Genomic DNA, 25,987 nt, shown 5'->3' with positions numbered 1-25,987 from the left:
CAGCGCTTTCGTCCCTCGCCCACGCGGCCTAAAGGGACGGAATGACGACGAAACCCATTCATGTGATCGGCGGCGGCCTCGCCGGTTCTGAAGCGACATGGCAGATCGCCCAGGCGGGCGTGCCGGTGGTGCTGCACGAGATGCGCCCGGTGCGGAAGACCGACGCCCACCAGACCGACGGCCTGGCCGAACTGGTCTGCTCCAACTCCTTCCGTTCCGATGACTGGGAGCATAACGCCGTCGGCCTGCTGCACGCCGAGATGCGCGCCTGCGACTCGATCATCATGACCTGCGGCGACGCGCACCAGGTGCCGGCCGGCGGCGCCCTGGCCGTCGACCGCGAGGGCTTCAGCGCGGCCGTCACCGCCAGGCTGGAAGCCCACCCGCTCGTCACCATCGAACGCCAAGAGGTCGCGGGCCTGCCGCCCGCCGAGTGGGACAACGTCATCGTCGCCACCGGCCCGCTCACCTCCCCCGCCCTGGCCGAGGCGATTCTCGACCTCACCGGCGAGGGTCAGCTGTCGTTCTTCGACGCCATCGCCCCGATCATCCATGTCGAGAGCGTCGACATGTCCAAGGCCTGGAAGCAGTCGCGCTACGACAAGGAAGGCCCCGGCGGCGAGGCGGCGGCCTACATCAACTGCCCGATGGACAAGGCGCAGTACGAGGCCTTCATCGACGCCCTGCTCGAAGGCCCGAAGTCCGAATTCAAGGAGTGGGAAAACGTCCCCTACTTCGACGGCTGCCTGCCCATCGAGGTGATGGCCGAGCGCGGCCGCGAGACCCTGCGCCACGGCCCGATGAAGCCGGTCGGCCTGACCAACGCGCACAACCCCACCGTAAAGGCGCACGCCATCGTCCAGCTGCGGCAGGACAATGCGCTGGGCACCCTGTGGAACATGGTCGGCTTCCAGACCAAGCTGAAGTACGGCGCTCAGACCGACATTTTCCGGATGATTCCGGGCCTGGAGAACGCCCAGTTCGCCCGCCTCGGCGGCCTGCACCGCAATACCTTCCTCAACAGCCCGCGCCTGCTCGACGGCCAGATGCGCCTGAAGGCCGATACCCGCCTGCGTTTCGCCGGCCAGGTGACCGGCGTCGAAGGCTATGTCGAAAGCGCCGCCATCGGCCTGATGACCGGCCGCCTCGCCGCCGCCGAACGCCTCGGCCGCGCGCTCGCCCCGCCGCCCGCGACCACCGCCCTCGGCGCCCTGGTCGCCCACATCACCGGCGGCCACCTGGAGGCCGGCGGCTCCTTCCAGCCGATGAACATCAACTACGGCCTGCTGCCGCCCATGGAAGCGCCGAAGAAGACCGAGGCCGGCGACAAGATCCCGCTCAAGGAGCGCGGTCGGGCGAAGAAACGCCTGATGAGCATCAGGGCGATGGAAGACCTCAGGGCCTGGCTGGGCGCGGAAACGCGAGTCGCGGCGGAATAAAAATAATCCCGCTCATCCCCGCGAAGGCGGGGACCCAGGCTTTTTCTGAAATCCACGCCGCCCATCGATAAAACACCTGGGCCCCCGCCTTCGCGGGGGTGAGCGGTGTGTGGGTTAGACCCGCCCCGTCGCGCTCGCCCAGGTCAGCCGCAGCCGTTTCGCCAAATCGCCCCCAGGCCTTTGGGCCACGAGCGGCAGCACCGCCGGAAACGCGGCGACGCTCAGCCCCCTCGCCGCCCGCCGCGCCTCGATTCGCGCCGCCCGCGCGGCGTCCACCGCCCCGGCGATCTGTGGGTAGCGCGCCAGGCCCCAGGCCCGGCCAGCCGCGACGGTCGCCGTCTCCGGCGTCGTCGGATCGAGAATCAGCGCCGCCGCCCGCATCGCCCCGCCGCCGACGCCGTCGGCCCAGGCCACGGCCTGTTCGAGCGTCGTCGGCCCGCCGTCCACCTCGATCAGCCGCGCGTCGATCATCGCCTCCAGCGGCGCGCGCGGCAGGCTCCGGCGTCGAATCGCGTCCGTGATGGCGAGCGCCGTGGGATGCTTGCGCACCGGACGGCCTTCGAAGGCCTCGCCCAATGCTTCCCGCCACCAGGTCAGGCGAATCTCGCCGACCAGCGGATTGGAGGCGACGCGCGGCGCGCGGCCGAGTTCGTGATCGTACGCATAGAGGGCGATCAGGTCGGCGCGCGCCGATTCGTCGGCCACGAACCGGCTGGCCAGCCAGCGGTCGGGGTCGAGCCGGCGAACCTGATCCTCGAGTGGACCCGAGGCGTCCGGCGTGGGCTCGGGAAATTCGATGGCCATGGTCAGACGGCGATCAGCGCCGCCGCCAGCCGCCGCCCCTCGGCCGCCAGCACATTGTAGGTGCGGGCCGCCGCCTCGCTGGCCATGAACTCCAGGCCGAAGCCCCGGGCGCGGATCGCTTCGCGCAGCGCCTTCGGCGGCAGCGCCTGGACGGCGCCGGTGCCCAGCAGCACGAACTCGACCACGCCTGGCGCGGCGTCGAACACCGCCTTGAAATCGTCGGTCGTCAGGTCCTCGAGCCGCGTGGCCGACCAATCGGCCGGCTGGTCGTCGACGATCAGCAAGCTGCCCGGACGCCACACGCCCGAGACGCGGAACCCGCCGCCGCCGTAGGCGTCGATCGACGGCGGCTGGCGGGGCGCAGCCATGGGATCAGGGCCGCGCGGCTTGCGGCTTGATCGGCGTGGCTTCCTCGTCGTGCCGCTTCACGCCCCACAGCAGGATGATGGGCAGGGCGACGTAGATCGACGAATAGGTGCCGACGAAGATGCCGAACACCATGGTGAAGACCAGCGGGAACAGCACCGGGCCGCCGAGGAAGATCGCTCCGGCCAGGGCCAGGATGGCGGTGGTGCCGGTGATCAGGGTCCGCGACAGACGCTCGTTTTCCGACAGGTTGATGATGTCGCGCAGCGGCAGCGACTTCCACTTGCGCAGGTTCTCGCGCAGCCGGTCGAAGGTGATCACCTTCTCGTTCATCGAATAGCCGATGACGGTCAGCAACGCCGCGATCGAGGTCATCGAGAACTCGATCTGCAGGAACGACAGGATGCCCAGAGTCAGGATGATGTCGTGGAACACCGCGACCACGGCGCCCAGGCCGAACTGCAACTGGAAGCGGAACCAGATGTAGCCCAGCATCAGCAGCAGGGCGACGCCCAGGGCCATGAAGCCGCCCTTCAGCAGCTCGCCCGAGACCTTCGGCCCCACCACCTCGACACGCTTGAACTGGATGCCGGGGAATTCGGCGGCCAGCTTGGTCTCGAAGCCGCGCGCGGCCTCCAGCGCGTTCTCGCCCTCGGCGGGGCGGAAGCGCAGCATGGCGCTGTTGGGTGTGCCAAAGCCCTGCACCTGCGGGTCGTGCGCGCCCATGCGGGACAGCGACTCGCGCAACTGGCCGAGCGGCGCGACACCGGGGGTCACCACTTCGATCAGGGTGCCGCCCCGGAAGTCGATCCCGAGGTTCAGCCCCTTGGTGAAGAACGACGCGCCCGAGGCGGCGATCATCAGGGCCGAGAGGACGGCGGCGAACGGCGCCAGCTTCACGAAGTCGAAGTGGAACTTGCGCGGCAGCAAACGGATGAGGGGCCAGGCCATGGAATACTCCCCTTACGCCATCGGCAGGGTTTTGGGGCGCTTCACGCGGTACCACATGGCGATCAGCACCTGGGTGATGACCACCGAGGTGAAGACCGAGCTGATCACCCCGATCAGCAGCGTCCAGGCGAAGCCGCGCACCGGGCCGGCGCCCAGCCACAGCATGATCACCGCCGAGATGGCGCTGGTGATGTTGGCGTCGAGGATCGAGACCAGGGCCCGCGAATAGCCGTGATCGATGGCGGCGATCACGTTGCGTCCCTCGTGCGCCTCGTCGCGGATGCGCTCATAGATCAGCACGTTGGCGTCCACCGCCACGGCCAGGGTCAGGATGATGCCGGCGATGCCGGGGAAGGTCAGGGTCGCCTGGGTCATCGACATGGCGGCCACGATCAGCAGCACGTTGACCACCAGGGCCAGGGCCGCGAACACGCCGAACAGGCCGTAGGCCAGCACGATGAAGACGATGATCGCCGCGCCGCCGATGGCCAGGGAGATGACGCCGGCGCGGATCGAGTCGGCGCCGAGCTCGGCCCCCACCTGACGCTGCTCCTCGACGTTCAGCTTGGCCGGCAGCGCGCCCGAGCGCAGCAGCAGGGCCAGGTCGTTGGCGCTCTCCGGCGTGAAGTTGCCGGTGATCACGCCGTTGCCGCCGGTGATCGCGCTCTGGATGACCGGCGCCGAAATGATCTTGTCGTCAAGGACGATGGCGAAACGCTTGCCGATGTTCTGGGCGGTGATCTCGCCGAAGCGACGGGCGCCGACGCCATTGAAGGTGAAGGATACCTGCGGACGACCGCTCTGCTGGTCGAAGACCTGACGCGAGTCGGTCAGCATCTCGCCGGTCACCACGGCGCGGCGCTTCACCGCCAGGGGCGCGCCGAACTCGTCGGGCAAAATCATGCTGCCCGGAGGCGCGCGGCCGGCTTCGAGGTCGGCGGCGCTGACGGTCTCGTCGACCATCTGGAAGGTCAGTTTGGCGGTCTGGCCGATGACGTCACGCAGACGCTGCGGATCGCTCTCGCCCGGGGCCTGGACGACGATGCGATTCGTCCCCTGGCGAATGATCGTCGGCTCCTTGGTGCCGAGGCTGTCGATCCGGCGGCGGATGGTCTCGATCGACTGGTCGACAGCCTTGGAGGCGTCGGCGTTCATCGCCTCGGGGGCGAAGGCCAGCTCGATGCGATTGGCCTCGCGGAGATTGATGTTGATGTCGCGACCGCCGACCGCGCCGGCCAGCGGCGCGCCGATGCGGTTGCGCAGGGCCGTCGCCGCGGCCTGGACCTTGCCCGGGTCGGTGATGCGGACGCTGATCAGGTCGCCGCGCTGGCCCAACTCGCCGAAGCCGATGCTCTGCTCGGTCAGGGTCGTGCGGACGTCTTCGATAACGTTGGTCACGCGCTCGGCGCGCAGGGACGCCGTGTCGACTTCGAACAGCAGGTGCGAGCCGCCCTGCAGGTCGAGGCCGAGGTTCAGCTTCTGCTTCGGTACAAAGCCCGGCAGGGCGTCGAGCGTCGCCTGCGGCAGGGCGTTGGGGAGGGTGAAGAGCACGCCGAACACGACCGAAATCGCAATGGCGATGACCTTCCAGCGCGCAATCTGGATCATCGGAGGGGCCCGGCGCTAGACGGCCGTCAGGCCTTGGAGTCGTTGGCCGGGGCGGGGTCGCCCTTGGCGCGGACTTCGGTGATCATGCCCTTCAGCACCTTGACGGTGACGCCCTGGGCGATCTCGACGCCGACTTCCTTGTCCTCGACGCGCACCACCTTGCCGAGCACGCCGCTGGACAGCACGACGCTGTCGTTGCGCTTGATGTTGGCCAGCATGTTGGCGTGATCCTTCGCGCGCTTCTGCTGCGGGCGGATCAGCATGAAGTAGAACAGCACGACCAGGAGGATGATCGGCGCGAATTGAATCAGCAGGTCCTGGGGTCCGCCCTGGGGCATCTCGTCTCCAAATCGTTCTTATCGGGCGGCTCTTCAGCGCCCTGTTCAAGGTCGGCGGAAACTAGGGACTCGGTTCCGCTTTTGCAATGCGCGCAAAGCCACACTAAACGCGGCGTATTATGTCTGATTTCTCCGAGCTTAAGCCCATCCTGACCCGCATCGCCGAGGCGCTGGAGCGCATCGCGCCGCCCGTGAGGCCCGAGCCGGACTTTTCCACGGCGAAGCTTTTCCGCCACGACGCCAAGACGGGCGCCTTCGTCGGCGCGCCCGACTATGCCCTGCCGCTCGACATGCTGGTCGGCGTCGACCGCCAGAAGAGTCGGCTTCTGGAGGGCGTCGAGCGCTTCGCCAAGGGCTATCCGGTGAACCACGCCCTGCTGTGGGGCACGCGCGGCGGCGGCAAGAGCTCGATGACAAAGGCGGTGTTCATGCACGTCGCGGCTCATGCGCCCGACCTGCGCCTGGTCGAGATCGACCGTGACGAGACCACCCACCTGCCCGCCCTGTTCGAACTGCTGCGTCGCCGCCGGGAGCGCTTCGTCGTGCTCTGCGACGACCTGTCGTTCGAGGATGGCGCGGCCGAAGCCAAGGCCCTGAAGTCGGCGCTGGAAGGCGGCGTCGCCGGCCCGCCGCAGAACGTCATGCTGGTGGCCACCTCCAACCGCCGCCATCTGATGCCGCGTCGCCACGACGAGGATCGCGGCCAGTTCGCCGCCAAGGAAGACGCCGAGGAGGAGGTCAGCGTCTCCGACCGCTTCGGTCTGTGGATCGGCTTCCCGCCGATGGATCAGAACGCCTATCTGGAAGCCGTGCGCGGCTACGCCGCCAAGTTCGGCCTGGAGACCGCCGACCTCGAACGCCGCGCCCTGCAGTGGTCGCAACTGCGCGGCGGCCGCTCGGGCCGCGTCGCCTGGCAGTTCGTGCGGGATCTGGCGGGCGAGAAGGGCGTGGCGCTGCCGCTGTAGCTCTGCGTCCTTCGACACGGCCGCTTCCGCGGCCTACTCAGGATGACGAAGTCTGTAGATCGAACGCCAACCCAGGTTCGTCATGCTGAGTAACGCGCAGCGCGTGTCGAAGCACGCACCACGCATCAGCGCCTACTGCGGCAGAACCAGCGCCGGATCGATCGGGCGGGCCTTGTCCTTGGGGGTGGGCGCGTAGCGCACCTCGAAATGCAGTTGCGGCTCCTCAACGCCGCCGGTCGAGCCGACCTGGCCGATCTGCTGGCCCTGGGTCACCTTCTGCTGCATGCGCACGTCGGCGCGGGCCAGATGGGCGTAGGCCGTCACCCAGCCGTCATCGTGCTTCACCAGAACGAGATTGCCGAATCCGGGCACCGAATTGCCCGCGTACACCACCTCGCCGGCGGCGGCGGACCGCACCGGGTCGCCCGCCGGGGCGCGAAGGTCGAGGCCGTCGTTGCGCTGGCCGCCGGCCCCCGTCGGACCGAAGCTGGAGATCACCGGACCGCGCACCGGCCAGGTGAAGCGGCCGCGACCGGCCGCGGCGATCTCGGTATCGCTCATCGCCGGGCTGTCGACCGGCAGGTTGGCGGCGACCGCCGGCGGCGGCGCGGCTGGGCGGACCGGGGCCGTGATGGTAGTGGTCGTGGTGGTCGTCGCAGCCGGCCGAGTCGGCGTGGCCGGCGTCGTGGTGGTCACCGTCGTGCTCGCCGGCGGCGTGTAGGGCCGGGGCTGGCTCTGAGCCACCTGAGTCGGGCCCGCGCCCGGTACGGTGGTCGTCACCGTGCGGCGCACCGGCCCGGTGTCCTTGTAGCCCTTCGGCAGGGTCAGGCGTTGACCGGCGCGGATCGACGACGAGGTCCGCAGGTCGTTCTCCCCCGCCAGGGCGGCGGTCGTGACGCTGAAGCGGCGGGCGATGGCGAACATCGTGTCCCCCTGCCCGACCACATAGGCCTTGGCCTTGGTCGCCGGGCCCTTCAGGGTCTTGCCCGCGCGCAGGGCGTACGGCGGCTCCAGGTCGTTGAGGTCGGCCAGTTCCTTCTGCGTCATCCCCATGCGCTTGGAGATCGACGTCAGGGTGTCGCCGCTCTTGATCGTATAGGTTTGCGGCCCGCCGGAGACGTCGACGACGCGGCCGCTGACGCTGGTCACCGTGGTGGTGGTCGTCACGGGCGCCGGGGCGGCGTAGCTGCTCGGGCTCGACGACGGCGTGGTCGCCGGGCTGCTCGGCAGCGGCGGCACATAGCTGCTCTGCGGCGGCGGGGCGGAAGATTGGGGCGGCGGCAGCGGTTGGCTGGTCACCGTGCCGCTCGGCCGAGCCGTCGGCGCGTCGGGATCCGCCGGCGGGGGCGGAGGCGGCGGGGTCGCGACCGGGGCGTCGGACGGCGCGGTCGACAGCGGACCGGCCGGAGCGATCGGGAAGTTGGGCCGCGGCATTTCGCGGCTCGGCCCCGGGTCATATCCTTCGCGCGGGGCGTACTGCGAGGTGGTGCATGCCGCGAGCGCCGCCGCCAGGATCGCGACGGCCGGGACGGTAATGCAGGCCTTCGCAGCCGGGATCACCTTCGCCGACGAGCCAGAGATTGGGGCGGTGTGGGGGGTTGATCGGCGCATCACCGCGGCTCCTACGTTCAGGTCTGTCTTCGGTCGAACAGCGTAAACCATCCGTTAAGAGGCGGCATTCGCCGGAGCTCAAAGCTCCTTCGCCGTCCCCTCCAGAAGCGGCACGAACCGCACTTCGCACAGGCTCTCCTGAACGAAGCCGCCCTTCCCGTCTCCGGCGTAGCGGATCAGGGTCTGGACGGGGCCGCGACCGACGGGGGCGACCAGCACGCCTGAGGGCTTGAGCTGGGCCAGCAGTCTCTTCGGCTCTTCATCCGCTGCGGCTGTGACCATAATGCGGTCGAACGGCGCCTGTTCGGCCCAGCCCTCGCCGCCGTCGCCGAACCGCGTGACGATGTTGGTCAGCCCCAGCACGGCGAAGCGCGCCTCAGCCTCCTTCATCAGGGTGCGATAGCGCTCGACCGTATAAACCAGGCGGGCCAGGCGAGAGAGGATCGCGGTCTGGTAGCCGGAGCCGGTGCCGATTTCCAAGACGCGCGAGCGCGGCTCGAGCGTCAGGGCCTGGGTCATCAGCCCGACGATGAACGGCTGGCTGATCGTCTGGCCGCAGGCGATCGGCAGGGCCTGGTCTTCCCAGGAGCGTTCCCGGAACAGCTCGGGCGTGAACAGGTCGCGCGGCGTTTTCTCGATGGCCCCCAGCACGCCGGGGTCGGTCACCCCCTGCGAGCGCAGGGCGAGGACCAGCTTGGCCAGGCGTTCGGCCGGCGTGCCCTCGGGAACGTCGTCGCCCGCGGCCATTTTACGCGCCCACCTTGGTCGCCAGCTTGGGCGGCGCGCCGCCGAGCTGGCCGCGCATGCGGTGGGCGGTCTCGGCGTGCGTCAGATCGATGTGCAGCGGCGTCACTGAAATCCGGCCCTCGAGCACGGCGGTGATGTCGGCGCCGGGCTGGTGCGGAATCTCGCGATTCTCGAAGCCGACCCAGTAGTAGTCGCGCCCGCGCACGTCGGTTCGCTTCACGGCGTGCATGCCGTGGTAGCCGCGGAAGCCCTGGCGGGTCACTTCGACGGCGGTCACCTCCTCCGGCGCGCGGCAGGGGAAGTTCAGGTTCATCACCACGTCGCCCGGCCAGCCCAGCTCCAGCAGCTTGGCGATGATGCCCGGCGCATAGGTCACGGCCGTGTCGTAGCGAGCCTGCTCGCGGTCGTGGAACTCATTCAGCGCCTGCGAGAGGGCGATCGACGGGATGCCCAGCGCCATGCCTTGAATGGCAGCGGCCACCGTTCCCGACAGCGAGGTGTCCTCGGCGACGTTCTGGCCGCGGTTCACGCCCGACAGCACCAGGTCCGGCAGGGCCGGCAGAATCTCCTGGCACGCCAGCATCACGCAGTCGGTCGGGGTGCCGTTGACGGCGAAGACCCGGTCCTCCAGTCGCCGCACCCGCAGCGGGTCCGACAGCGTCAGCGCCCGTCCCTTGCCGGACTGCTCTTCCTCCGGCGCGCAGACCCAGACGTCGTCCGACAGGGCCGCGGCGATGGCGCGAAGCGCCTTCAGGCCCTCCGCGTGAATCCCGTCGTCGTTGGAGACGAGGATTCTCATCCTTCGTCACCCCTGGCGCCACCGATGTGCGTCAGCCCGCCCATGTAGGGCTGCAGGACGGCCGGGATGGCGATGCGCCCGCCCTCGTCCTGATAGTTCTCCATCACCGCCACCAGGGTGCGGCCGACCGCCAGGCCCGAACCGTTGAGGGTGTGCACGAAGCTCGTGCCCTTCTCCCCGGCCCGCTTGAAGCGCGCGTCCATGCGGCGGGCCTGGAAGTCCCCGCAGTTCGAGCAGGAGCTGATCTCGCGATAGGTGGCCTGCGACGGCAGCCACACCTCCAGGTCGTAGGTCTTGCGGGCGCCGAAGCCCATGTCGCCGGCGCACAGCAGCATGGTGCGATACGGCAGCTCCAGCTTCCGCAGCACCGCCTCGGCGCACTGCGTCATCCGCTCATGCTCGGCGTCGCTGTCTTCCGGCGCGGTGATCGAGACGAGCTCAACCTTGTAGAACTGGTGCTGGCGGATCATCCCGCGCGTATCGCGCCCGGCCGAGCCGGCCTCGGCCCGGAAGCTCGGCGTCAGCGCCGTCAGCCGCAGCGGCAGCTCCTCGGCGGCGGTGATCGCCTCGCGCACGATATTGGTCAGCGAGACCTCGGCGGTGGGGATCAGCCAGCGCTCGTCGGTGGTGCGGAACAGGTCCTCGGCGAACTTCGGCAGTTGCCCCGTGCCGAACATGGCGTCGTCGCGCACCAGCAGCGGCGGCGAGACCTCGATGTAGCCGTGCTCGGTGGTCTGCACGTCCAGCATGAACTGGCCGATGGCGCGTTCCAGCCGGGCGATCTGGCCTTTCAGCACCACGAAGCGCGCGCCGCTCATCTTGGCGGCGGCTTCGAAATCCATGCCCAGCGGGGCGCCGAGGTCGACGTGATCCTTCGGCGCTTCGATGTTGCGTGGGCTGCCCCAGCGCCGCTGCTCGACATTGCCGTGCTCGTCCTCGCCGGGCGGCACGTCGTCGGCCGGCAAGTTCGGCAGGGCGGCCAGCATATCGCGAAGTTCGGCGGCGGCGGCGACTTCGTCCTCGCCGGCCTGGGTCAACACGCCCTTGAGGCCCTCGACCTCGGCCATCAGGCGCTGGGCCTCGGCCTCGTCCTTCTTGGCCTTGGCCTGGCCGATCAGCTTGGACGACTCGTTGCGCCTGGCCTGGGCCTCCTGCGCCGTGGTCTGGGCCGCGCGCAGGCGCTGGTCGATGGCCAGGATGTCGCCCACCGAAACCGACAGACCCTTCGACGCCCAGGCGGCCGCATAGCGGTCCGGGTTGTCGCGGATGGCCTTGATGTCGTGCATGGAAAAGCGCCGGGAACGAAAGGAGTCGATCCCTTAAGGCGCATCGGGGGCGAGAGGCAACGACGGATCGCCGCCCCACGCCTTCGAAACGAGGGGAATTTAGGTCGTCACCAGATCGGTGCTCGACGCATCCTTGGCGCGGCGCTTTTCCATCAGCCACACGCACCAGATCGAGACCTCGTAGAGCAGGCAGATGGGGATCGCGAGCATCAGCTGGCTGATCGGATCCGGCGGCGTCACCACGGCGGCGACCACGAAGACGCCGACGATGGCGTAGCGGCGCCCGGCGCGGAGCATTTTGGCGCTGACCAGCCCCGTCATGCCGCACAGCGTCAGCACCACCGGCAGTTGGAAGCAGAGACCGAAGGCGAGCAGCAAGGTCGTGACCAGCGTCAGATAGTCGGAGACCTTGGGCAGCAGCTCCACCGAGATCGCGCCCGCGCCGAGGATTTGCTGGCTCAGCGAGAACCACAGCACGAAGGGCAACATCACGAAGTAGACCAGGGCCGCGCCGAGCAGGAACAGCAGCGGGGCCGCGATCAGGAACGGCAGGAAGGCGCGCCGCTCACGCTTGTAGAGCCCGGGCGCCACGAAGGCGTAGATCTGCCACGCGAGCACCGGGAAGCTGATCATCACCGCTCCGAACGCCGCCAGCTTCAGCTTGGTGAAGAAGAACTCCAGCGGCGCCGTGAACACGAAGCGCAGCGAGCCCGCCTCGGCGGCCGGCACCGCCTTCAGGTTCATCAGCGCCAGCAAGAGGTCGAACGGTCCGTGCTTGCCGCCGCTGGCCTTCTGCGCGGCCAGCAGGCCGGCGCCGACCTCGAACGGATGCATCAGGAATTCGAACAGCGGCGCGGCGAAGGCGAAGCAGACGCCAAAGCCGACAAACAGCGCGATCACGCAGATGATCAGCCGCTTGCGCAGCTCGACCAGGTGGTCGAGCAGCGGCGCGCGCGAGGCTTCGATCTCGGACTCGTCGGGATTCACGCCGCTCACGCCTTGGCCCGCCCAGTCTTTGCCGCAGCCTTCGAGGCGGCCTTGGCCCCGGAAGCCTTGGTCGAGGCGGCCTTGGCGCGCGGCTTGGCCGGCGCGGCCTCCGGCAGAACCTCGATGGTGGTCTTCGGCTTGCGGGCGCGCTTCGGCGCCGGCGCGGGCGCTTCCGGCTCAAGGTCCTCAGGGTCCGTGTCCGGCGGAATGTAGTCCTGGGAGACGCCGGGATCGTACAGCGGCCGGTCGTTCAGGCTGGCGTCGATATCCTCGAACACCCGGTTCACCGAGCCGTCGTCCGCCGAGCTCAGGGCGGTCGGCAGCTGGCCGGACCGCATGGCCGCCACTTCCTTGCGCAGCTCGTCCAGTTCGGACTGGCGCGCCATCTCGTCGAAACTGGAGCGGAAGTCGTTGGCCATGCCGCGCAGGCGCGCGACGAACTGACCGACCTTGCGCAGCAGGACGGGCAAATCCTTCGGCCCCACCACGATCAGGGCGACCGCGGCGATGACCATCAGTTCTGAGGCGCCGATTTCGGGAAGCATGCGGGCGCTTTACGGCTGGGGCGACGGACCGACAAGTCCGAGAGCGATACCTCGCTCCTTAAATCGGTCCGAAGCTAGGCCGCGTCAGCCGCGGCTCTCTTCCTTTTCCGACGAGGCGATCGAGCCCGACTTCTTGTCGGCGTCCGGCTCGTCCTTCAGGCCGTCCTTGAACGCCTTCACGCCCTTGGCCGCGTCACCCATGAGGCCGGAGAGCTTGCCGCCGCCGCCGAACAGCAGCGCCACAACGGCGATCACCAGCACCCAGTGAATCCAACTCATGCTGCCCATGGCGGCGAAGCTCCGTGTTGCGGCCCCCCGCCCTCTTGCTGGAAGGGATCAGGCCGCGAAAAACCATTGTCCCTTACAATATAGGCCGATGCAGGGCGAAGGGGAAACCGGCGACGTGGCCCTGCGACGACGAAGGCGCCGATTTATTCAAGCGTGACGGCAGGTTCCGGCGATTTTCGCACGCCCTAGCGCCCCTCGGGCTCGCCCAGAAAGTCGGTGAGGAACTCCGGCGCGTCGCTCTCCTCCAGCGGGTCCTCCATCGCATCTTCCGAGGCGGCGGCGGGATCGGGCACCGAGAAGCCGGCCGGCAGATCGAGGTCGAGCAGGCCGGAGGCCTTCATCTCGGCCATGCCCGGCAGGTCGGACAGGCTGGCGAGACCGTAGTGTTCGAGGAAGGCGGCGGTGGTGCCGAAAGTCACCGGCCGGCCCGGGCTGCGGCGGCGGCCGCGCATCTTCACCAGGCCCAGCTCCAGCAGCACGTCCAGCGTGCCGCGGCTCACCTGCACCCCGCGCACCGATTCGACCTCGGCCCGGGTCACCGGCTGGTGATAGGCGATGATCGCCAGGGTCTCCTGGGCGGCCTTCGACAGGCGGCGCGGGTCCTCCCGCTCCTCGGTCATCAGGAAGGCGAGGTCGGCGGCGGTGGTGAAGCGCCAGCGCCCGGCCACCTGGGAAACCTCCACGCCCCGGCCGTCGTACAGCCGGGCGAGACGCAGCAACGCACCCTCCACATCCGCGCCCTCCGGCAGGCGCTGGGCGAGTTCCTCGACACTGAGCGGGCCCGAGGCGGCGAAGAGCAGCGCCTCGATCCGGCGGACGGTCTCGAACTCGGCTTCGCTGATGAAGCTCATGCCTCCATGGCCTCCGGCTCGCGCAGCGTTTCGCGGCGGCGCAGATAGACGTCGGCGAAGGCTTCCAGCTGGCGGGCCTCCAGCGCGCCTTCCTTCACCAGTTCCAGGCTCGCCGACAGGGTCGAGGCCAGGTACGAGGCCGCGCTCGGCCCCTCCCCCGTCTCGTCGCGCGGCGCGACGCCGGACAGCGGCGTCCAGCGTTCCAGCTCCGGCAGTAGGCCGCGCAGGCGGTCGCGCGCCTCTTCCAGCGGATAGGACTTGGGTACGTGCGGCGTGTAGCGGCGCTCGGCGTCGCGTTTGCGCTGGGTCATGTAGGCGGTCATCAGGGCGTAGAGATCGCCCTCGAAGGTCTGCGAGGCCACCACCTTGATGGCGTCCGGATCGCCGCGGACGAACACGTCGCGGCCGAGCTGCGGCAGGGCCTTCAGCGCTTCCGAGGCCCGACGCATGGCGTCTAGCTTGGCGAGCCGGAAGGCCAGGCGGGCCGCCACCTCCTCGGCCGGCGCCTCGTCGGGCGCCATCTTCTCGGGCTTGGGCAGCAGCAGGCGCGACTTCAGGTAGGCCAGCCACGCCGCCATCACCAGGTAGTCGGCCGCCAGCGAGAACCGCACCCGCCGCGCCTCGCGCACGAAGGCCAGGTATTGGTCCGCCAGGGCGCTGATCGAGATCTTCAGCAGGTCGACCTTCTGCGTCCGCGCCAGCGCCAGGAGGGCGTGCAAGGGCCCTTCGTAGCCGTCGACGTCGACGATCAGGGCCTGGCCGTCCTCGGCCGCCTCCGACGCCGCCTGGAAGTCGAGGGAGGGCTGGAAGCTCATGCCAGCGCCGTTCTTCCCTCAAGGCCCAGCCCGGCCAGCCGCGCCTCGGCGGCCTCGGGATCGAAGTCCTGATACCGGCGGGTCACGGCCCGCGCCGCCTCGGCCCGCTCCAGCGCCCGGCCGGAAAGCTCCGGCGAGGCCTCGGCCACCGCCCGCAACTCGCCCCGCAGATCGCGCACCGGCTCGCCCACCAGGGCGCCGTTGCCATGCAGAACCACGTCGCACCCCGCCTCGATCGAGCGACGGGCGCGGTCGGCCAGGTCGCCGCCGAGCGCCTTCATCGAGAGGTCGTCGCTCATCAACAGGCCGTCGAAGCCGATCAGGCCGCGGATCACCGTCTCGATGATCCGATGCGAGATCGTCGCGCACTCGGGATCGACGTCGGCGTAGACGACATGCGCCGTCATCGCCATCGGCGCGTCGGCCACGGCGCGGAACGGCGCGAAGTCGGTCTGTTCCAGTTCCTCGAGCGCGGTGTCGACCACCGGCAGGCCCAGGTGGCTGTCGACCTTGGCGCGGCCATGGCCGGGAATGTGCTTGATCACCGGGGCGACCCCGCCGGCCAGCAGGCCGTCGCAGGCCGCGCGGCCCAGCGCCGCCACCAGCGAGGGATCGTCGCCATAGGCGCGGTCGCCGATGATGCCGTGCGCACCCGGATGCAGCAGGTCGACGCAGGGCGCGCAGTCGGCGTCGATGCCGACCGACAGCAGCTCATGCGCCAGCAGCCGGTGGTTCAGCGTCACCGCCTCGACCGCGGCCTCGGGATCGTGCCGGTAGAGCTGGCCGAACAGGGCCGCCGGGCGCCGCAGCCTCGCCAGAGGCGGCTTCAGCCGCTGAACGCGGCCGCCCTCCTGGTCGATGAAGATCGGCGTCGCCTCGTCGTCCACCGCCTCGCGCAGGGCCTCGGTCAGGGCCCGTAGCTGGTCGTCCGAACCCACGTTCCTGGCGAACAGGATGAAGCCCCAGGGCTTCAGCTCGCGAAAGAAGGCCCGCTCCTCGGCCCCGAGGGTCAGGCCTTCGCAACCGAGGATGCAGGCGCGGCGAGCCACCGGACCGTCAGCGCACGAAGCACGACTTGCCGGCGGCCTTCAGGGCCGAGCAGAAGCTGTCGGCCTGGGCGCGGGTTTCGAAACCGGTGACGGCCGTGCGGTACAGCGTCTTGCCGTCGCGCTCGATGGCCTCGACGCTCTTGCCCTTGCCGGCCGCGAGGCCGGGCGAGATGCGGGCCGCCGCGGTCCAGCCGGCGTCGGCCTGGGCCTGCGAGGAGAAGGCGCCGATCTGCACGGCGGCGCCGGCGGCGGCGGCGATGGTCTGCGGCGGGGTCGGGCGCGGCGTCGGAACAGGGGCCGCCGGAACGGCCGGAGTCGCGGGACGCAGGGCGGGCGTGGCCGCCGGCGCGGCGGCGCCGGGAGCCGGCAGCGGCGCGGCGGTCACCGGCGTCGTCGGCTGGGCCTGCGGCGCGGGACGCGGCAGCGGGGTCTCCGGCGCGGGGGCGAAGTTCGGCTGCGTCGGCTGGCCGTCTTCGTCGGTCTTGTAGATCTGCAGGCCCGCCGCCGGGTCGGCCGCCTGGGCGCCCTGCGGCGCGGCGTCCTTGATCTGGCCCACCGGTGTGCCGACCGGCTGCGGCGCGTCACCCGCCCCGCGAACGCCGCCGCGATAGACGAAGAAGATCGCCGCCACCAGCACCACCAGGATGCCGGCGCTGATGATCAGGGTGATGGGCGGCTGGCCGCCGCCGCGCACCGGCTGGCGGGCGTCGAACGACAGGGGCGCGTCCGAATGCGGGGTGTAGGCGCCGCGCTGCGGGTCGCTCATCGAGTAGGGCTCCAAGTCCTTGGCCCCGGCCGACGACGAATCAGCGGGGCGCGGCAGTCATTCTACGAAGCCCGCCGTCGGTCTCGAAGCCCCCGCGCCACGGAAGTCTGTGGAGCGTATCGACGCGCCTCAGTTCCAGATCTCGAGGTTGAAGAGCTTCTTGTGCTCCTCGATGGCGAAACGGTCGGTCATTCCGGCGATATAGTCGCAGACCAGTCGCGCGCGGCCGGCCTCGTCGCGGTTCTGCGACCGGTTGAACCACTCCGACGGCAGGACGTCGGGTTCGCGCATGAACAGCCCGAACATCTCGGCCAGAATGCGGCGCGCCTGGCTGCGCGATCGATTGACCCGCCAATGGCGATACATCCGCGCATGCAGGAAGGCGCGCAGCCGCGCCAGGTCCTCGGCCATCTCCACCGAGAAGGCGACCAGGGCGTGGTCCATGCCCCGCACGTCTTCGGCGGTCTCGACCCCGGCGGCGGCGGCCCGGCGCCGGGTCTCTGCCATCACGTCGCCGACCATGGCCCCGATCATCCGGCGCACGGCCTCCAGGCGGGTGATGCTGTGCGACAGGTCCGGTCGCTCCGCCTGCACGCCCGCCAGGATCGGCCCGATCAGCGGCACGTCGAGCAGGTCGTTCAGGCGGAAGATGCCGGCCTGCACCCCGTCGTCCACGTCGTGATTGTTGTAGGCGATGTCGTCGGCCAGGGCGGCGACCTGGGCCTCGGCCGAAGCCCAGGTGTCGAGCCGCAGCGGATATTCCGCGTCGTACTCGGCGATCGCGCGCCAGGAGGGCTTGGCCAGTTTCGAGACGACCGGGCCGTTGTGCTTGATGACCCCTTCCAGGGTCTCCCAGGTGAGGTTGAGGCCGACGAAGTCCGGATAGCGCTCTTCCAGTTCGGTGACGACGCGGAAGGTCTGCACATTATGGTCGAAGCCGCCGTAAGGCCCCATCTGCTCGGCCAGCTCGTCCTCGCCCGCGTGGCCGAACGGGGGGTGGCCGAGGTCGTGGGCCAGGGCTATGGTCTCGGCCAGATCGGCGTCGAGGCCCAGGGCGGTGGCCAGCGAGCGGGCGATCTGGGCCACTTCCAGGGTGTGGGTCAGGCGGGTGCGGAAGTGATCGCCCTCGTGGGCGACGAAGACCTGGGTCTTCTCCTTCAGGCGGCGGAACGCCGAATTGTGGATGATCCGGTCACGGTCGCGGGCGAAGGGCGTGCGCGTCGCGCTCTGCGGCTCGAAAAAGCGCCGCCCTTTCGAAAGGCTGGGGTCTTCGGCGTAGGAAGCGCGGGGGAACGGCGCAGCGGGCATGGACATCGCCTGGATCATCGCCCCTTTTCGTCTGGGGCGGGCGACCTCATATAGGGCAAGTCCTGCAAGACGCTAAACCATGGCCACCGAACAGATCACCCTTTCCAGCAACGCCGCCCGCCGTATCCGCGACATCGCCGCCGCGGAAGGCCGCCCGCTCATGCTGCGGCTCGCCGTCGACGGCGGCGGCTGCTCGGGCTTCCAGTATCGCTTCGACCTGGTCGAGGCCGGCGAGCCCGACGACCTGAAGATCGAGCGCGACGGCGCCGCCGCCCTCGTCGACGAGGTGTCGCTGGTGCTGTTGCAGGGCTCGGAGATCGATTTCGTCGACGAACTGGCCGGCGCGGAGTTCAAGGTGATGAACCCCAACGCCAAGTCGAGCTGCGGCTGCGGCGTCAGTTTCTCGATCTGATCCGACACGGGGCCGCGCCCGTGGTCGCCCCGCAGGTCTTCGCCAAGACTTGAGAGACCGCCGCTCGGCCTCTAGCCTCCGCGCGAAACGGAGCCGTCGATGCGACTCGCCACCTGGAATGTGAACTCGATCAACGCGCGGCTTGAGACCGTGCTGACCTGGTTCGAGGAGGAGCAGCCCGACGTGGCCGCCCTGCAGGAACTCAAGTGCATCGACGAGAAGTTTCCCGCCGAAGCCTTTGAAAGGCTTGGCTATAACGTCGCCGTCCACGGCCAGAAAACTTACAACGGCGTCGCCCTGCTGTCGAAGACGCCGCTGGAGGACGTGCACCGCGGCCTGGCCGGCGAACCGGAGGACGAGCACGCCCGCTATATCGAGGCGGTGACCGGCGGCGCGACGCCGGTGCGCGTCGGCGGCATCTACCTGCCCAACGGCAATCCGATCGGCACGGAGAAATTCGCCTACAAGCTGCGTTGGATGGCGCGGCTGCAGGCCCACGCCGCGCGCCTGCTGGCCCTCGAGGAGCCGCTGGTGCTGATGGGCGACTACAACGTCATTCCCGAGCCCGAGGACGCCGACAAGCCGGAAGGCTGGCTCGGCGACGCCCTCTTCCAACCCGAGAGCCGCGCGGCCTGGCGGGCGCTGAAGAACCTCGGCCTGACCGACGCCTACATGCAGGTCGACGGCGCGCCCGGCGGCTACACCTTCTGGGATTATCAGGCCGGCGCCTGGCAGCGGAACCACGGCATCCGCATCGACCACGCCCTGCTCTCGCCCCAGGCGGCCGACAAGCTGGCGGGCGTCACCATTCATCGCGACGTGCGCGACCGCGAGAAGCCTTCGGACCACGTGCCGGTCGTCGTCGAGTTGGCCCTTTGACCGAGCTGCCACGCCTCCTCCTGCTGCTCGCCATCGCCGGGGTCGCCACGACCTTCCTGGGCAGCGCCGTGCTGTGGCTGTTCGGCGAGGAGCGCCGCATCCGCCGCGCCCTGACGCGCGTGCTCAAGGGGCCGCCGGACTCGGTGCTGATGGCTCGCGGTCGCGGACGCGGCGCCGGGTTTTCCTTCGCCAGCGGCCTGGCCGCCGTGGCCTGGGACAACGGCGGCTGGTGCCTGGTCTATCGCATCGACGAACTGATCGGGGCCGAACTGCTGGTCGATGGGCAGGTGGTCGCCCGCGTCTCGCGCGGCGAGCCGCGCCGCGCCCTCGATCAGATCGCCGCCGACGCCGGCCAGGTGACGCTGCGGCTGATCTTCGACGATCCGCGCTACCCCGATTTCGGCCTCGACCTCTATGTGACGGGCGACGAGCAACGCCGTCAGCCGCTCACCGCGAGCAGCGCCATCCAGGAAGCCAACCAGTGGCTGGCCCGCGCCGAGGCGATCCTTCGCCGCCCGGCCGCGCCGCGCGGGCGCTCGCCAGCGGCGGTCGACGAGCCCGAACCCATGCCGGTGCGGCCGCTACCCTCGCCGCCGGTCATGGCCGCGCCCCCGCCGCCTCCCCCGGTCGAACCCGTCGCCCCGGCGGCCGCGCCTCCGGCCGCCGGGGAGCCGCCGCCGTGGGATGAGGAGATCTTCCCGCCGCCGCCCGCCAGCCGTAAACGCCGGGTCGCCGTCGATGAGGATCAGGACGATCTGCCCTTCTAGGCGTCCTCCCACGTAGCTCGAGGGAGAGGAGGGATACCCGAGATCAGTCCACCACCCGCACGGCGCCCTTGTCGGCGCTGGTCGCGAAGTGAGCGTAGGCCTTCAGCGCGGTCGTGACCTTGCGCGGACGGTCCTTGCCGGGCCTCCAGCCGACTTTGTCCTGCTCGCTCCAGCGGTGCTCCAGCGTGATGTCGTCCACCGCCAGCTTGATCGTCCGGTTGGGGATGTCGATCTCGATTAGGTCACCGTCCTCGACCACGCCGATCATTCCGCCCTGCGCGGCTTCCGGCGAGACGTGGCCGATCGACAGGCCCGAGGTGCCGCCCGAGAAGCGGCCGTCGGTGATCAGGGCGCAGGCTTTGCCCAGGCCCTTCGATTTCAGGTAGCTGGTCGGATACAGCATCTCCTGCATCCCCGGCCCGCCCTTCGGCCCTTCGTAGCGGATGACCACCACGTCGCCGGCGACCACGCGCCCGCCGAGGATGGCGCTGACCGCCTCGTCCTGGCTCTCGTAGACCTTCGCCGGACCGCGGAAAACGAGGATGCTCTCGTCCACGCCCGCGGTCTTCACGATGCAGCCGTCTGCCGCCAGGTTGCCGGTCAGCACCGCCAGGCCGCCGTCATGCGAGAACGGCGTCTTGGCCGAACGGATGACGCCCTTTTCCCGGTCGAGGTCCAGCTCTTCCCAGCGGCGCGACTGCGAGAACGCCGTCTGGGTCGGCACCCCGCCCGGCGCGGCGCGGTAGAACTCCCGCACGCTCTCGGAATTGGTGCGGGCGATATCCCAACGCCCCAGCGCCTCGCCCATGCTGCCGCTGTGCACGGTCGGGCAATCGGTATGCAGCAACCCGGCCCGGTCGAGCTCGCCCAGGATCGACATCACCCCGCCCGCGCGATGCACGTCTTCCATGTGCACGTCGCTCTTGGCCGGGGCCACCTTGCAGAGGCAGGGCGTGGACCGCGACAGCCGGTCGATGTCGGCCATGGTGAAGGGAATGCCGCCTTCGTAGGCCGCCGCCAGCAGGTGCAACACGGTGTTGGACGAGCCGCCCATGGCGATGTCCAGCCGCATGGCGTTCTCGAAGGCGCTGAAGCTGGCCACGTTGCGCGGCAGGATGCTGTCGTCGTCCTGCTCGTAATAGCGCTGGCACAGGTCGACGGCGAGGCGGCCGGCTTCCAGGAAAAGGCGCTCGCGATCGGCGTGGGTCGCCAGCACCGAGCCGTTGCCCGGCAGGCTGAGGCCCAAAGCTTCCGTCAAACAGTTCATCGAATTGGCGGTGAACATCCCCGAGCACGAGCCGCAGGTCGGGCAGGCGGCCTTCTCGATGGCCGAGACTTCGGCGTCGCTCATCTTGTCGTCGGCGGCTGCGACCATGGCGTCGACGAGGTCGAGCGCCACTTCCTTGCCCTTCAGCACCACCTTGCCGGCCTCCATCGGCCCGCCCGAGACGAACACCGCCGGGATGTTCAGCCGCATGGCCGCCATCAGCATGCCCGGGGTGATCTTGTCGCAGTTGGAGATGCAGACCATGGCGTCGGCGCAGTGGCCGTTGACCATGTACTCGACGCTGTCGGCGATGATTTCGCGGGAGGGCAGGCTGTAGAGCATGCCGTCGTGGCCCATGGCGATGCCGTCATCCACCGCGATGGTGTTGAATTCCTTGGCGACGCCGCCGGCCTTCTCGATCTCGCGGGCCACCAGCTGGCCGAGATCCTTCAGGTGCACGTGGCCCGGCACGAACTGGGTGAAGCTGTTCACCACCGCGATGATCGGCTTGCCGAAATCGCCATCCTTCATGCCCGTGGCGCGCCAGAGGCCGCGGGCGCCGGCCATGTTGCGGCCGTGGGTGGAGGTGCGGGAGCGAAGAGCGGGCATGGGTCAATCTCACTGTCGAGGGTGTGGTCTTTACGCCGGCCCGCTCCCATCGCAAAATATATTAATTGGCCATCATTAGGTCGTACTACATATCGATGGATATCCGTCAGCTCCGCCATTTCGCCGCCGTGGCCGACACCCTGCACTTCGGCCGCGCCGCCGAGCGCCTGGGCATGACCCAGCCGCCGCTCAGCCAGTCGATCATGGGGCTGGAGCGCGAGCTTGGCGCGCCGCTGTTCGTCCGTTCCAAACGCAGTGTCCGCCTCACCGCCCTCGGCGAGCAATGGCTGCCCGAGGTGCGGAACGCTCTCGCCGGGATCGACGCCCTGCCCGCCTCGGCCCGCCGTCTGCGCGACGGAGAGGCGGGCCGCCTGTCGCTCTCCTTCGTCAGCACCGCCGACTACAGCGTCCTGCCCTCGCTCGTCCGGCGCTACGCCCAGGCTTACCCGGAGGTGGAAATCCAACTCTTCGAAGCCACCAGCGACCTGCAGATTCCCGCCGTCCTGGCGGGCGAGCGCCACGCCGGCATCATCATCCCGCCGGCCGACCGGAGCGTGCCGCCCGCCCTCGCTTACCGACGACTATTGCTGGAGCCCTTGGTCGCGGCCGTGCCCGCCGGCTGGATCGACGAGAGCCGCATCGCCAGCCCCGACATGCTCTCCACCGGCGAGGCGCTCGCCTCACCGCTGATCCTCTTCCCCCGCCAGGTGGCGCCGGCCTTCCACGATCTCGTCACCGGCTATTTCACCACCCTCGGCGGCGAGGCGCGCATCGCCCAGGAAGCTATCCAGATGCAGACCATCATCAGCCTGGTCTCCAGCGGCCTCGGCGTCGCCCTGGTCCCGGCCTCGCTGCGGAACCTCGCCCGCACCGGCGTCCGCTACCTGCCCCTGGCCGGCCGCGCACCCGAACTGGAGACGGGATTGGTCTGGCGGCGCGGCGAGGCGCCGGCCACGCTGGAGAACTTCCTGCAGCTGGTGGAGGCGGGCTAAGACCCCGCCCAATAAATCCGCTCTTCCCGGCGCAGGCCGGGATCCAAGCCGAGTTTTGGAGAAGATCGCCGCCCCGGCAGCGTCACCGCGCGTTGTTCTTGCTGGCGATTCAGCTTGGGCCCCGGCCTGCGCCGGGGAGAGCGGGTGTTTTCGAAAGAGCGGGTGCTCCTAAATTCCCGCCGCCGCCTCGATCTTCAGCGCCAGGTCCAGCGCCCGGGCCGCCTCCTCGCCCGTCACCACCGGGCGCGGGCTCTCGCCGCGCACCGCCGCCAGGAAGCCGCCGACGCTCGCGCCCAGCGGGTCGCGCCCCGCCGGCGTGTCGGTGAAGTCCTCGATCAGGGCGTAGGGCGTGGTGTTGCGGAAGGCGCGGGTCAGCATGTCGATCTCAACCTCGCCGGAAGGGAAGACGACCTTGATCGTCCGTTCACGCTCGGCCGCCACCCGAGAGGTCTCCAGCACCACCACATAGCCGTCGTCGAAGGTGGCCTCGGCGCGAACGGCGTCGGCCGTTCCCTCGGCGATCACCGCCACGGGCGCGGCCGGCGTCAGCGCCAGCGCGAGATCGACGTCGTGGATCATCAGATCCAGCACGGCTGAAACATCGAGGTTGCGTGGCGACGGCGTGCCCTTGCGCACGGCCTCCAGCCGCAACGGACGTTCCGGAATATCGAGCAGCCCCATCGCCTGAAACACCACCCGCTCCTGGTGGCCGCAGGCGAGCAATACGTCACTGGCCCGCGCGGCGCCCAGCACCTTCGAAGCATCGGCCATCGTCGTCGCGAGCGGTTTTTCGACATAGACCGGCTTGCCCGCGGCCAGGACCGCCGAGGCCGCGCCGGCGTGGAACACGGCCGGCGTCGCCACGGTCACCACGTCCACCGTCGCCAGGAAGCCGGCTATGTCGTCGAAGGCCGCCGCGCCGAGCGGCCCGGCCAGGGCCTCGGCCCGCGCCAGATCGACATCGAACACCGCCGCCAGGCTCACGCCTTCGAGCTCGGCGTACTTCTTGGCGTGATAGCCGCCGAACACCCCGGCCCCGATCACGCCGCCGCGCAGTTCACCCGACATCCCGCAACTCCTGTTCACCGGCCCGTGAGCCGAGCGTGCGCCCAATCACGGAGCATTCACGGACTTCTAGCCTGGAAACGACGGATTTCGAGCCCCAATCGACGTTCCACCCCAGTTTCACGCCGCAACGCGGCGCCGCCGCCGATCGCGCGCCAAGCGCATGGGGTCGTTGATTCGGTTAGGAGATTCGCAAAACTCTGCAGGGCATAGGTCGCCCGCGCGCGGTTAAGGCCAAGCTGCGACATCGCATCCGCGAGACAGTTCACATTTCCGGTAGCGAATTCGTGATCGGCCAGTTACTGTATCCCTGCCGGCGACTCCCCGCCCGGCGATCTGAGCATTGAGTCAGTCGAGGCGGACGGATGGACCATCAGGACGAGCGCGGCAGCTTGGCCCTCGAGCAGGCCTTCACGGCCTCGATCTCCGGCCCGACCGCCGCGGTCAGCGCCCCTATCGTCAACGTCGACGTGCCGCCGGACGCTCCCCTGGCCATGCCGGTGCGCCCGCTGACCGACTGGCGCGGCGCCAAGGCGTCCGCCCCGGCCAGTTCGCCGGCCGATATCGTGCGCCGCCGCGGCCTCGTCTTCGGCGCGGCCATCGTCGTCGCCTTCCTGGGCTGGGTGGCGACCTACAACACCATCGCGCTCGGCGGCGTCACCCGCCTGGAAGCCATCTGCCTCGTCCTGCTGGCCCCGCTGTTCGCGGCCCTGTCGCTGTGGTTCTGCACCGCCGTCGCCGGCTTCACCATCCTGCTCGGCAAGCCGCGCGATCCGCTCGGCATCGACGACAGCCTGCCGCTGCCGCGCCCCACGATCCGCACCGCCATTCTGATGCCGGTGCACAACGAGGACGCCTCGGCCGTGTTCGCCCGCCTGCGGGCCATGGACGCCAGCCTCGCCGAGGCCGGCGCCTCCAACCTGTTCGACATGTTCGTGCTCAGCGACACGCGTGAGCCCGCGGTCGCCCTGGCCGAGCAGTCGCACTACGTCCGCTTCCGCCGCGAAGCCGCCTGCAATGTCTACTATCGCCTGCGCACGCAGAACGTCGGCCGCAAGGCCGGCAACGTGGCCGATTGGGTCCGTCGTTTCGGCGGCGCCTACGACGCCATGATCGTGCTCGACGCCGACAGCCTGATGACCGGCGAGGCCATGGTCCGCATCGCCGACGCCATGCAGCGCCACCCCGACGTCGGCCTGATCCAGACCATGCCGGTGCTGATCAACAGCCAGACCGTCTTCGCCCGCTGCCTGCAGTTCGCCACCAGCCTCTACGGCCGCGTGGCCTGGACGGGCCTGGCCTGGTGGTCGGGTTCGGAATCCAGCTTCTGGGGCCACAACGCCATCATCCGCGTCCGCGCCTTCGCCGAGACCTGCGGCCTGCCGGTCCTGCCGGGCGTGCGCCCGTTCAGCGGCGAGGTGATGAGCCACGACGCCCTGGAAAGCACCCTGCTGCGTCGCTCGGGCTGGGCCGTTCACCTCGCGCCCTACCTCGAAGGCTCCTACGAGGAGTCGCCCTCCAACCTGCTCGACTTCGCCGCGCGCGACCGTCGCTGGTGCCAGGGCAACGTGCAGCACATGCCGCTGATCGGCACCCCTGGCCTGCACTGGCTCAGCCGCCTGCATCTGGCTCTGGGCGGCCTGGCCTATCTGCTGTCGCCCCTGTGGTTCCTGGCCCTGTCGTTCGGCGTCGTTTCGCGCCTGCTGCTGCCGGGCCTGAAGAAGGCCGCCTTCCAATGGGCCGACGTCGAGGCGGCCGTGCACGCCATGGTCAACTGGCAGGAGATCCAGGCCACCGCCTGGGCTTTCATCATCACCGCCATCCTGCTGTTCGGGCCGAAAATCCTGGGCAGCCTGCTGATCCTGCGCGACCGCGCCGAACGGGCGAAGTTCGGCGGCGGCTGGAAGGTCGTCGGCAGCCTCAGCCTCGAAATGGTCCTCTCGGCCCTGATCGCCCCGCTGCTGATGTTCACCCAGACCCGCGCCCTGGTCGAAATCCTTGCCGGCAAGTGCTCCGGCTGGGCCCGCCAGCGCCGCGACGCCCACAGCATCGGCTGGGACGAAGCCTCCAACGCCATCGGCTGGATCAGCGCCGCCGGCGTCACCCTCACCCTCGCCTTCTGGTTCACGCCGGACCTGCTCACGGGCACCGCCCCCCTGCTGGCCGGCCTGGTCATCGCCGTGCCGCTGGCCGTCATCGGCGGCAGCCGCAAGCTGGGCCTGGCCCTGAAGGACCGCGGCGTGTTCCTCACGCCCAACGAGACCCGCCCGCCGCGCATCCTACGCCAGGCCCTCGGCGTCGCCGCCCCCGCGGAGATCGCCACCCCCTGGCCCGTCGGCGGTCGCGAGCCGGTTCAGGCCTCCGCCCGCGCGGCGTCGGAGCCGTCGCGCTAAACCTATACCCATCGACGAAACGTCAAAGGGCGGCCCATCGCGGGCCGCCCTTCTTCGTTTTCGCGACGGTTCCAAGAAGT

At 69.6% G+C, this 25,987-nt stretch carries 26 protein-coding genes; 7 read left to right on the top strand and 19 right to left on the bottom strand.

Going from position 1 to position 25,987, the window contains the following annotated elements:
- Positions 1-41 precede the first annotated feature (41 nt).
- Positions 42-1,439: a methylenetetrahydrofolate--tRNA-(uracil(54)-C(5))-methyltransferase (FADH(2)-oxidizing) TrmFO gene (trmFO, locus tag ACFLIT_RS16710; RefSeq protein ID WP_479912402.1), complete on the top strand. Its 1,398-nt coding sequence runs from the start codon at positions 42-44 to the stop codon at positions 1,437-1,439.
- Positions 1,440-1,553: 114 nt separating this feature from the next.
- On the opposite strand, the gene ACFLIT_RS16705 is transcribed toward trmFO, so the two are convergent.
- Genes ACFLIT_RS16705 through yajC form a run of 5 tightly spaced genes read right to left on the bottom strand, consistent with a single transcriptional unit; the run spans position 1,554 to position 5,506 of the window.
- Complete coding sequence (locus ACFLIT_RS16705; RefSeq protein WP_479912401.1) at positions 1,554-2,243, bottom strand: squalene/phytoene synthase family protein; 690 nt, start codon at positions 2,241-2,243, stop codon at positions 1,554-1,556.
- A gap of 2 nt (positions 2,244-2,245) precedes the next feature.
- On the bottom strand, positions 2,246-2,611 hold the full coding sequence (locus tag ACFLIT_RS16700; protein WP_479912400.1) for an Mth938-like domain-containing protein: 366 nt from the start codon (positions 2,609-2,611) through the stop codon (positions 2,246-2,248).
- A gap of 4 nt (positions 2,612-2,615) precedes the next feature.
- Positions 2,616-3,560, bottom strand: a complete 945-nt coding sequence (gene secF, locus ACFLIT_RS16695; RefSeq protein ID WP_479912399.1) for a protein translocase subunit SecF — start codon at positions 3,558-3,560, stop codon at positions 2,616-2,618.
- A 12-nt stretch (positions 3,561-3,572) separates the two neighbouring features.
- Positions 3,573-5,168, bottom strand: coding sequence for a protein translocase subunit SecD (gene secD / locus ACFLIT_RS16690; RefSeq protein ID WP_479912398.1), 1,596 nt, complete (start codon positions 5,166-5,168; stop codon positions 3,573-3,575).
- 26 nt (positions 5,169-5,194) lie between these two features.
- A complete protein-coding gene (gene yajC / locus ACFLIT_RS16685; protein WP_479912397.1) occupies positions 5,195-5,506 on the bottom strand; it encodes a preprotein translocase subunit YajC in 312 nt (103 codons plus the stop codon).
- A 119-nt stretch (positions 5,507-5,625) separates the two neighbouring features.
- Between yajC and ACFLIT_RS16680 the strand changes: the two genes are divergently transcribed.
- On the top strand, positions 5,626-6,471 hold the full coding sequence (locus ACFLIT_RS16680; protein ID WP_479912396.1) for an ATP-binding protein: 846 nt from the start codon (positions 5,626-5,628) through the stop codon (positions 6,469-6,471).
- A gap of 132 nt (positions 6,472-6,603) precedes the next feature.
- Here ACFLIT_RS16680 and ACFLIT_RS16675 read toward each other — a convergent pair whose 3' ends face one another.
- The 12 genes from ACFLIT_RS16675 to ACFLIT_RS16620 form a co-directional block, all read right to left on the bottom strand.
- A complete protein-coding gene (locus tag ACFLIT_RS16675; protein ID WP_479912395.1) occupies positions 6,604-8,082 on the bottom strand; it encodes a peptidoglycan DD-metalloendopeptidase family protein in 1,479 nt (492 codons plus the stop codon).
- Between the two features lie 78 nt (positions 8,083-8,160).
- On the bottom strand, positions 8,161-8,829 hold the full coding sequence (locus ACFLIT_RS16670) for a protein-L-isoaspartate(D-aspartate) O-methyltransferase (protein ID WP_479912394.1): 669 nt from the start codon (positions 8,827-8,829) through the stop codon (positions 8,161-8,163).
- Between the two features lies 1 nt (position 8,830).
- Positions 8,831-9,628 carry a 5'/3'-nucleotidase SurE gene (gene surE / locus ACFLIT_RS16665; protein WP_479912393.1) on the bottom strand — a complete coding sequence of 266 codons (798 nt, stop codon included), beginning with the start codon at positions 9,626-9,628 and terminating at the stop codon, positions 8,831-8,833.
- Positions 9,625-10,914, bottom strand: a complete 1,290-nt coding sequence (gene serS / locus ACFLIT_RS16660) for a serine--tRNA ligase (RefSeq protein ID WP_479912392.1) — start codon at positions 10,912-10,914, stop codon at positions 9,625-9,627. Before serS ends, surE begins: the two co-directional genes overlap by 4 nt.
- A gap of 99 nt (positions 10,915-11,013) precedes the next feature.
- A complete protein-coding gene (gene tatC / locus ACFLIT_RS16655; RefSeq protein WP_479912391.1) occupies positions 11,014-11,910 on the bottom strand; it encodes a twin-arginine translocase subunit TatC in 897 nt (298 codons plus the stop codon).
- Entirely contained in the window at positions 11,907-12,446 is a 540-nt protein-coding gene (gene tatB / locus ACFLIT_RS16650) for a Sec-independent protein translocase protein TatB (protein WP_479912390.1), read from the bottom strand. Before tatB ends, tatC begins: the two co-directional genes overlap by 4 nt.
- An 84-nt stretch (positions 12,447-12,530) precedes the next feature.
- Positions 12,531-12,734, bottom strand: a complete 204-nt coding sequence (tatA, locus tag ACFLIT_RS16645; protein WP_479912389.1) for a twin-arginine translocase TatA/TatE family subunit — start codon at positions 12,732-12,734, stop codon at positions 12,531-12,533.
- 185 nt (positions 12,735-12,919) lie between these two features.
- Positions 12,920-13,585, bottom strand: coding sequence for an SMC-Scp complex subunit ScpB (scpB, locus tag ACFLIT_RS16640; protein WP_479912388.1), 666 nt, complete (start codon positions 13,583-13,585; stop codon positions 12,920-12,922).
- Positions 13,582-14,400 (bottom strand): segregation and condensation protein A, encoded by an 819-nt coding sequence (locus ACFLIT_RS16635; RefSeq protein WP_479912387.1) that lies wholly within the window; start codon positions 14,398-14,400, stop codon positions 13,582-13,584. The genes scpB and ACFLIT_RS16635 overlap by 4 nt, the downstream gene beginning before the upstream one ends.
- Positions 14,397-15,449 carry a beta-N-acetylhexosaminidase gene (nagZ, locus tag ACFLIT_RS16630; RefSeq protein ID WP_479912386.1) on the bottom strand — a complete coding sequence of 351 codons (1,053 nt, stop codon included), beginning with the start codon at positions 15,447-15,449 and terminating at the stop codon, positions 14,397-14,399. The genes ACFLIT_RS16635 and nagZ overlap by 4 nt, the downstream gene beginning before the upstream one ends.
- A gap of 7 nt (positions 15,450-15,456) precedes the next feature.
- Positions 15,457-16,215 (bottom strand): cell division protein FtsN, encoded by a 759-nt coding sequence (gene ftsN, locus ACFLIT_RS16625; protein WP_479912385.1) that lies wholly within the window; start codon positions 16,213-16,215, stop codon positions 15,457-15,459.
- Positions 16,216-16,344: 129 nt separating this feature from the next.
- On the bottom strand, positions 16,345-17,523 hold the full coding sequence (locus tag ACFLIT_RS16620; RefSeq protein ID WP_479912451.1) for a deoxyguanosinetriphosphate triphosphohydrolase: 1,179 nt from the start codon (positions 17,521-17,523) through the stop codon (positions 16,345-16,347).
- Positions 17,524-17,602: 79 nt separating this feature from the next.
- Here ACFLIT_RS16620 and erpA point away from each other — a divergent pair, with 79 nt between their 5' ends.
- From erpA to ACFLIT_RS16605, 3 genes are all read left to right on the top strand, one after another.
- A complete protein-coding gene (erpA, locus tag ACFLIT_RS16615; RefSeq protein ID WP_479912384.1) occupies positions 17,603-17,935 on the top strand; it encodes an iron-sulfur cluster insertion protein ErpA in 333 nt (110 codons plus the stop codon).
- Between the two features lie 99 nt (positions 17,936-18,034).
- Positions 18,035-18,814 (top strand): exodeoxyribonuclease III, encoded by a 780-nt coding sequence (gene xth, locus ACFLIT_RS16610; RefSeq protein WP_479912383.1) that lies wholly within the window; start codon positions 18,035-18,037, stop codon positions 18,812-18,814.
- Positions 18,811-19,581 (top strand): hypothetical protein, encoded by a 771-nt coding sequence (locus tag ACFLIT_RS16605; protein WP_479912382.1) that lies wholly within the window; start codon positions 18,811-18,813, stop codon positions 19,579-19,581. The genes xth and ACFLIT_RS16605 overlap by 4 nt, the downstream gene beginning before the upstream one ends.
- 43 nt (positions 19,582-19,624) lie before the next feature.
- Here the strand turns inward: ACFLIT_RS16605 and ilvD are convergent, their stop codons facing one another.
- Positions 19,625-21,457 (bottom strand): dihydroxy-acid dehydratase, encoded by a 1,833-nt coding sequence (gene ilvD / locus ACFLIT_RS16600; protein WP_479912381.1) that lies wholly within the window; start codon positions 21,455-21,457, stop codon positions 19,625-19,627.
- Between the two features lie 95 nt (positions 21,458-21,552).
- On the opposite strand from ilvD, the gene ACFLIT_RS16595 reads away from it, so the two are divergent.
- Entirely contained in the window at positions 21,553-22,449 is an 897-nt protein-coding gene (locus ACFLIT_RS16595) for a LysR family transcriptional regulator (RefSeq protein WP_479912380.1), read from the top strand.
- 168 nt (positions 22,450-22,617) lie between these two features.
- Here ACFLIT_RS16595 and ACFLIT_RS16590 read toward each other — a convergent pair whose 3' ends face one another.
- The gene (locus ACFLIT_RS16590) at positions 22,618-23,517 is read right to left on the bottom strand and encodes a Gfo/Idh/MocA family protein (RefSeq protein ID WP_479912379.1); all 900 of its coding nucleotides are present in this window, start codon (positions 23,515-23,517) and stop codon (positions 22,618-22,620) included.
- Positions 23,518-23,879: 362 nt separating this feature from the next.
- Between ACFLIT_RS16590 and mdoH the strand changes: the two genes are divergently transcribed.
- A complete protein-coding gene (gene mdoH, locus ACFLIT_RS16585; protein WP_479912378.1) occupies positions 23,880-25,907 on the top strand; it encodes a glucans biosynthesis glucosyltransferase MdoH in 2,028 nt (675 codons plus the stop codon).
- The last annotated feature ends 80 nt before the right edge of the window (positions 25,908-25,987 follow it).

This window comes from Caulobacter sp. HJHS_5, from assembly GCF_056683955.1.
The sequence above is the reverse complement of the archived record's forward strand: the minus strand, read 5'-3'. Positions and strand labels throughout refer to the sequence as shown.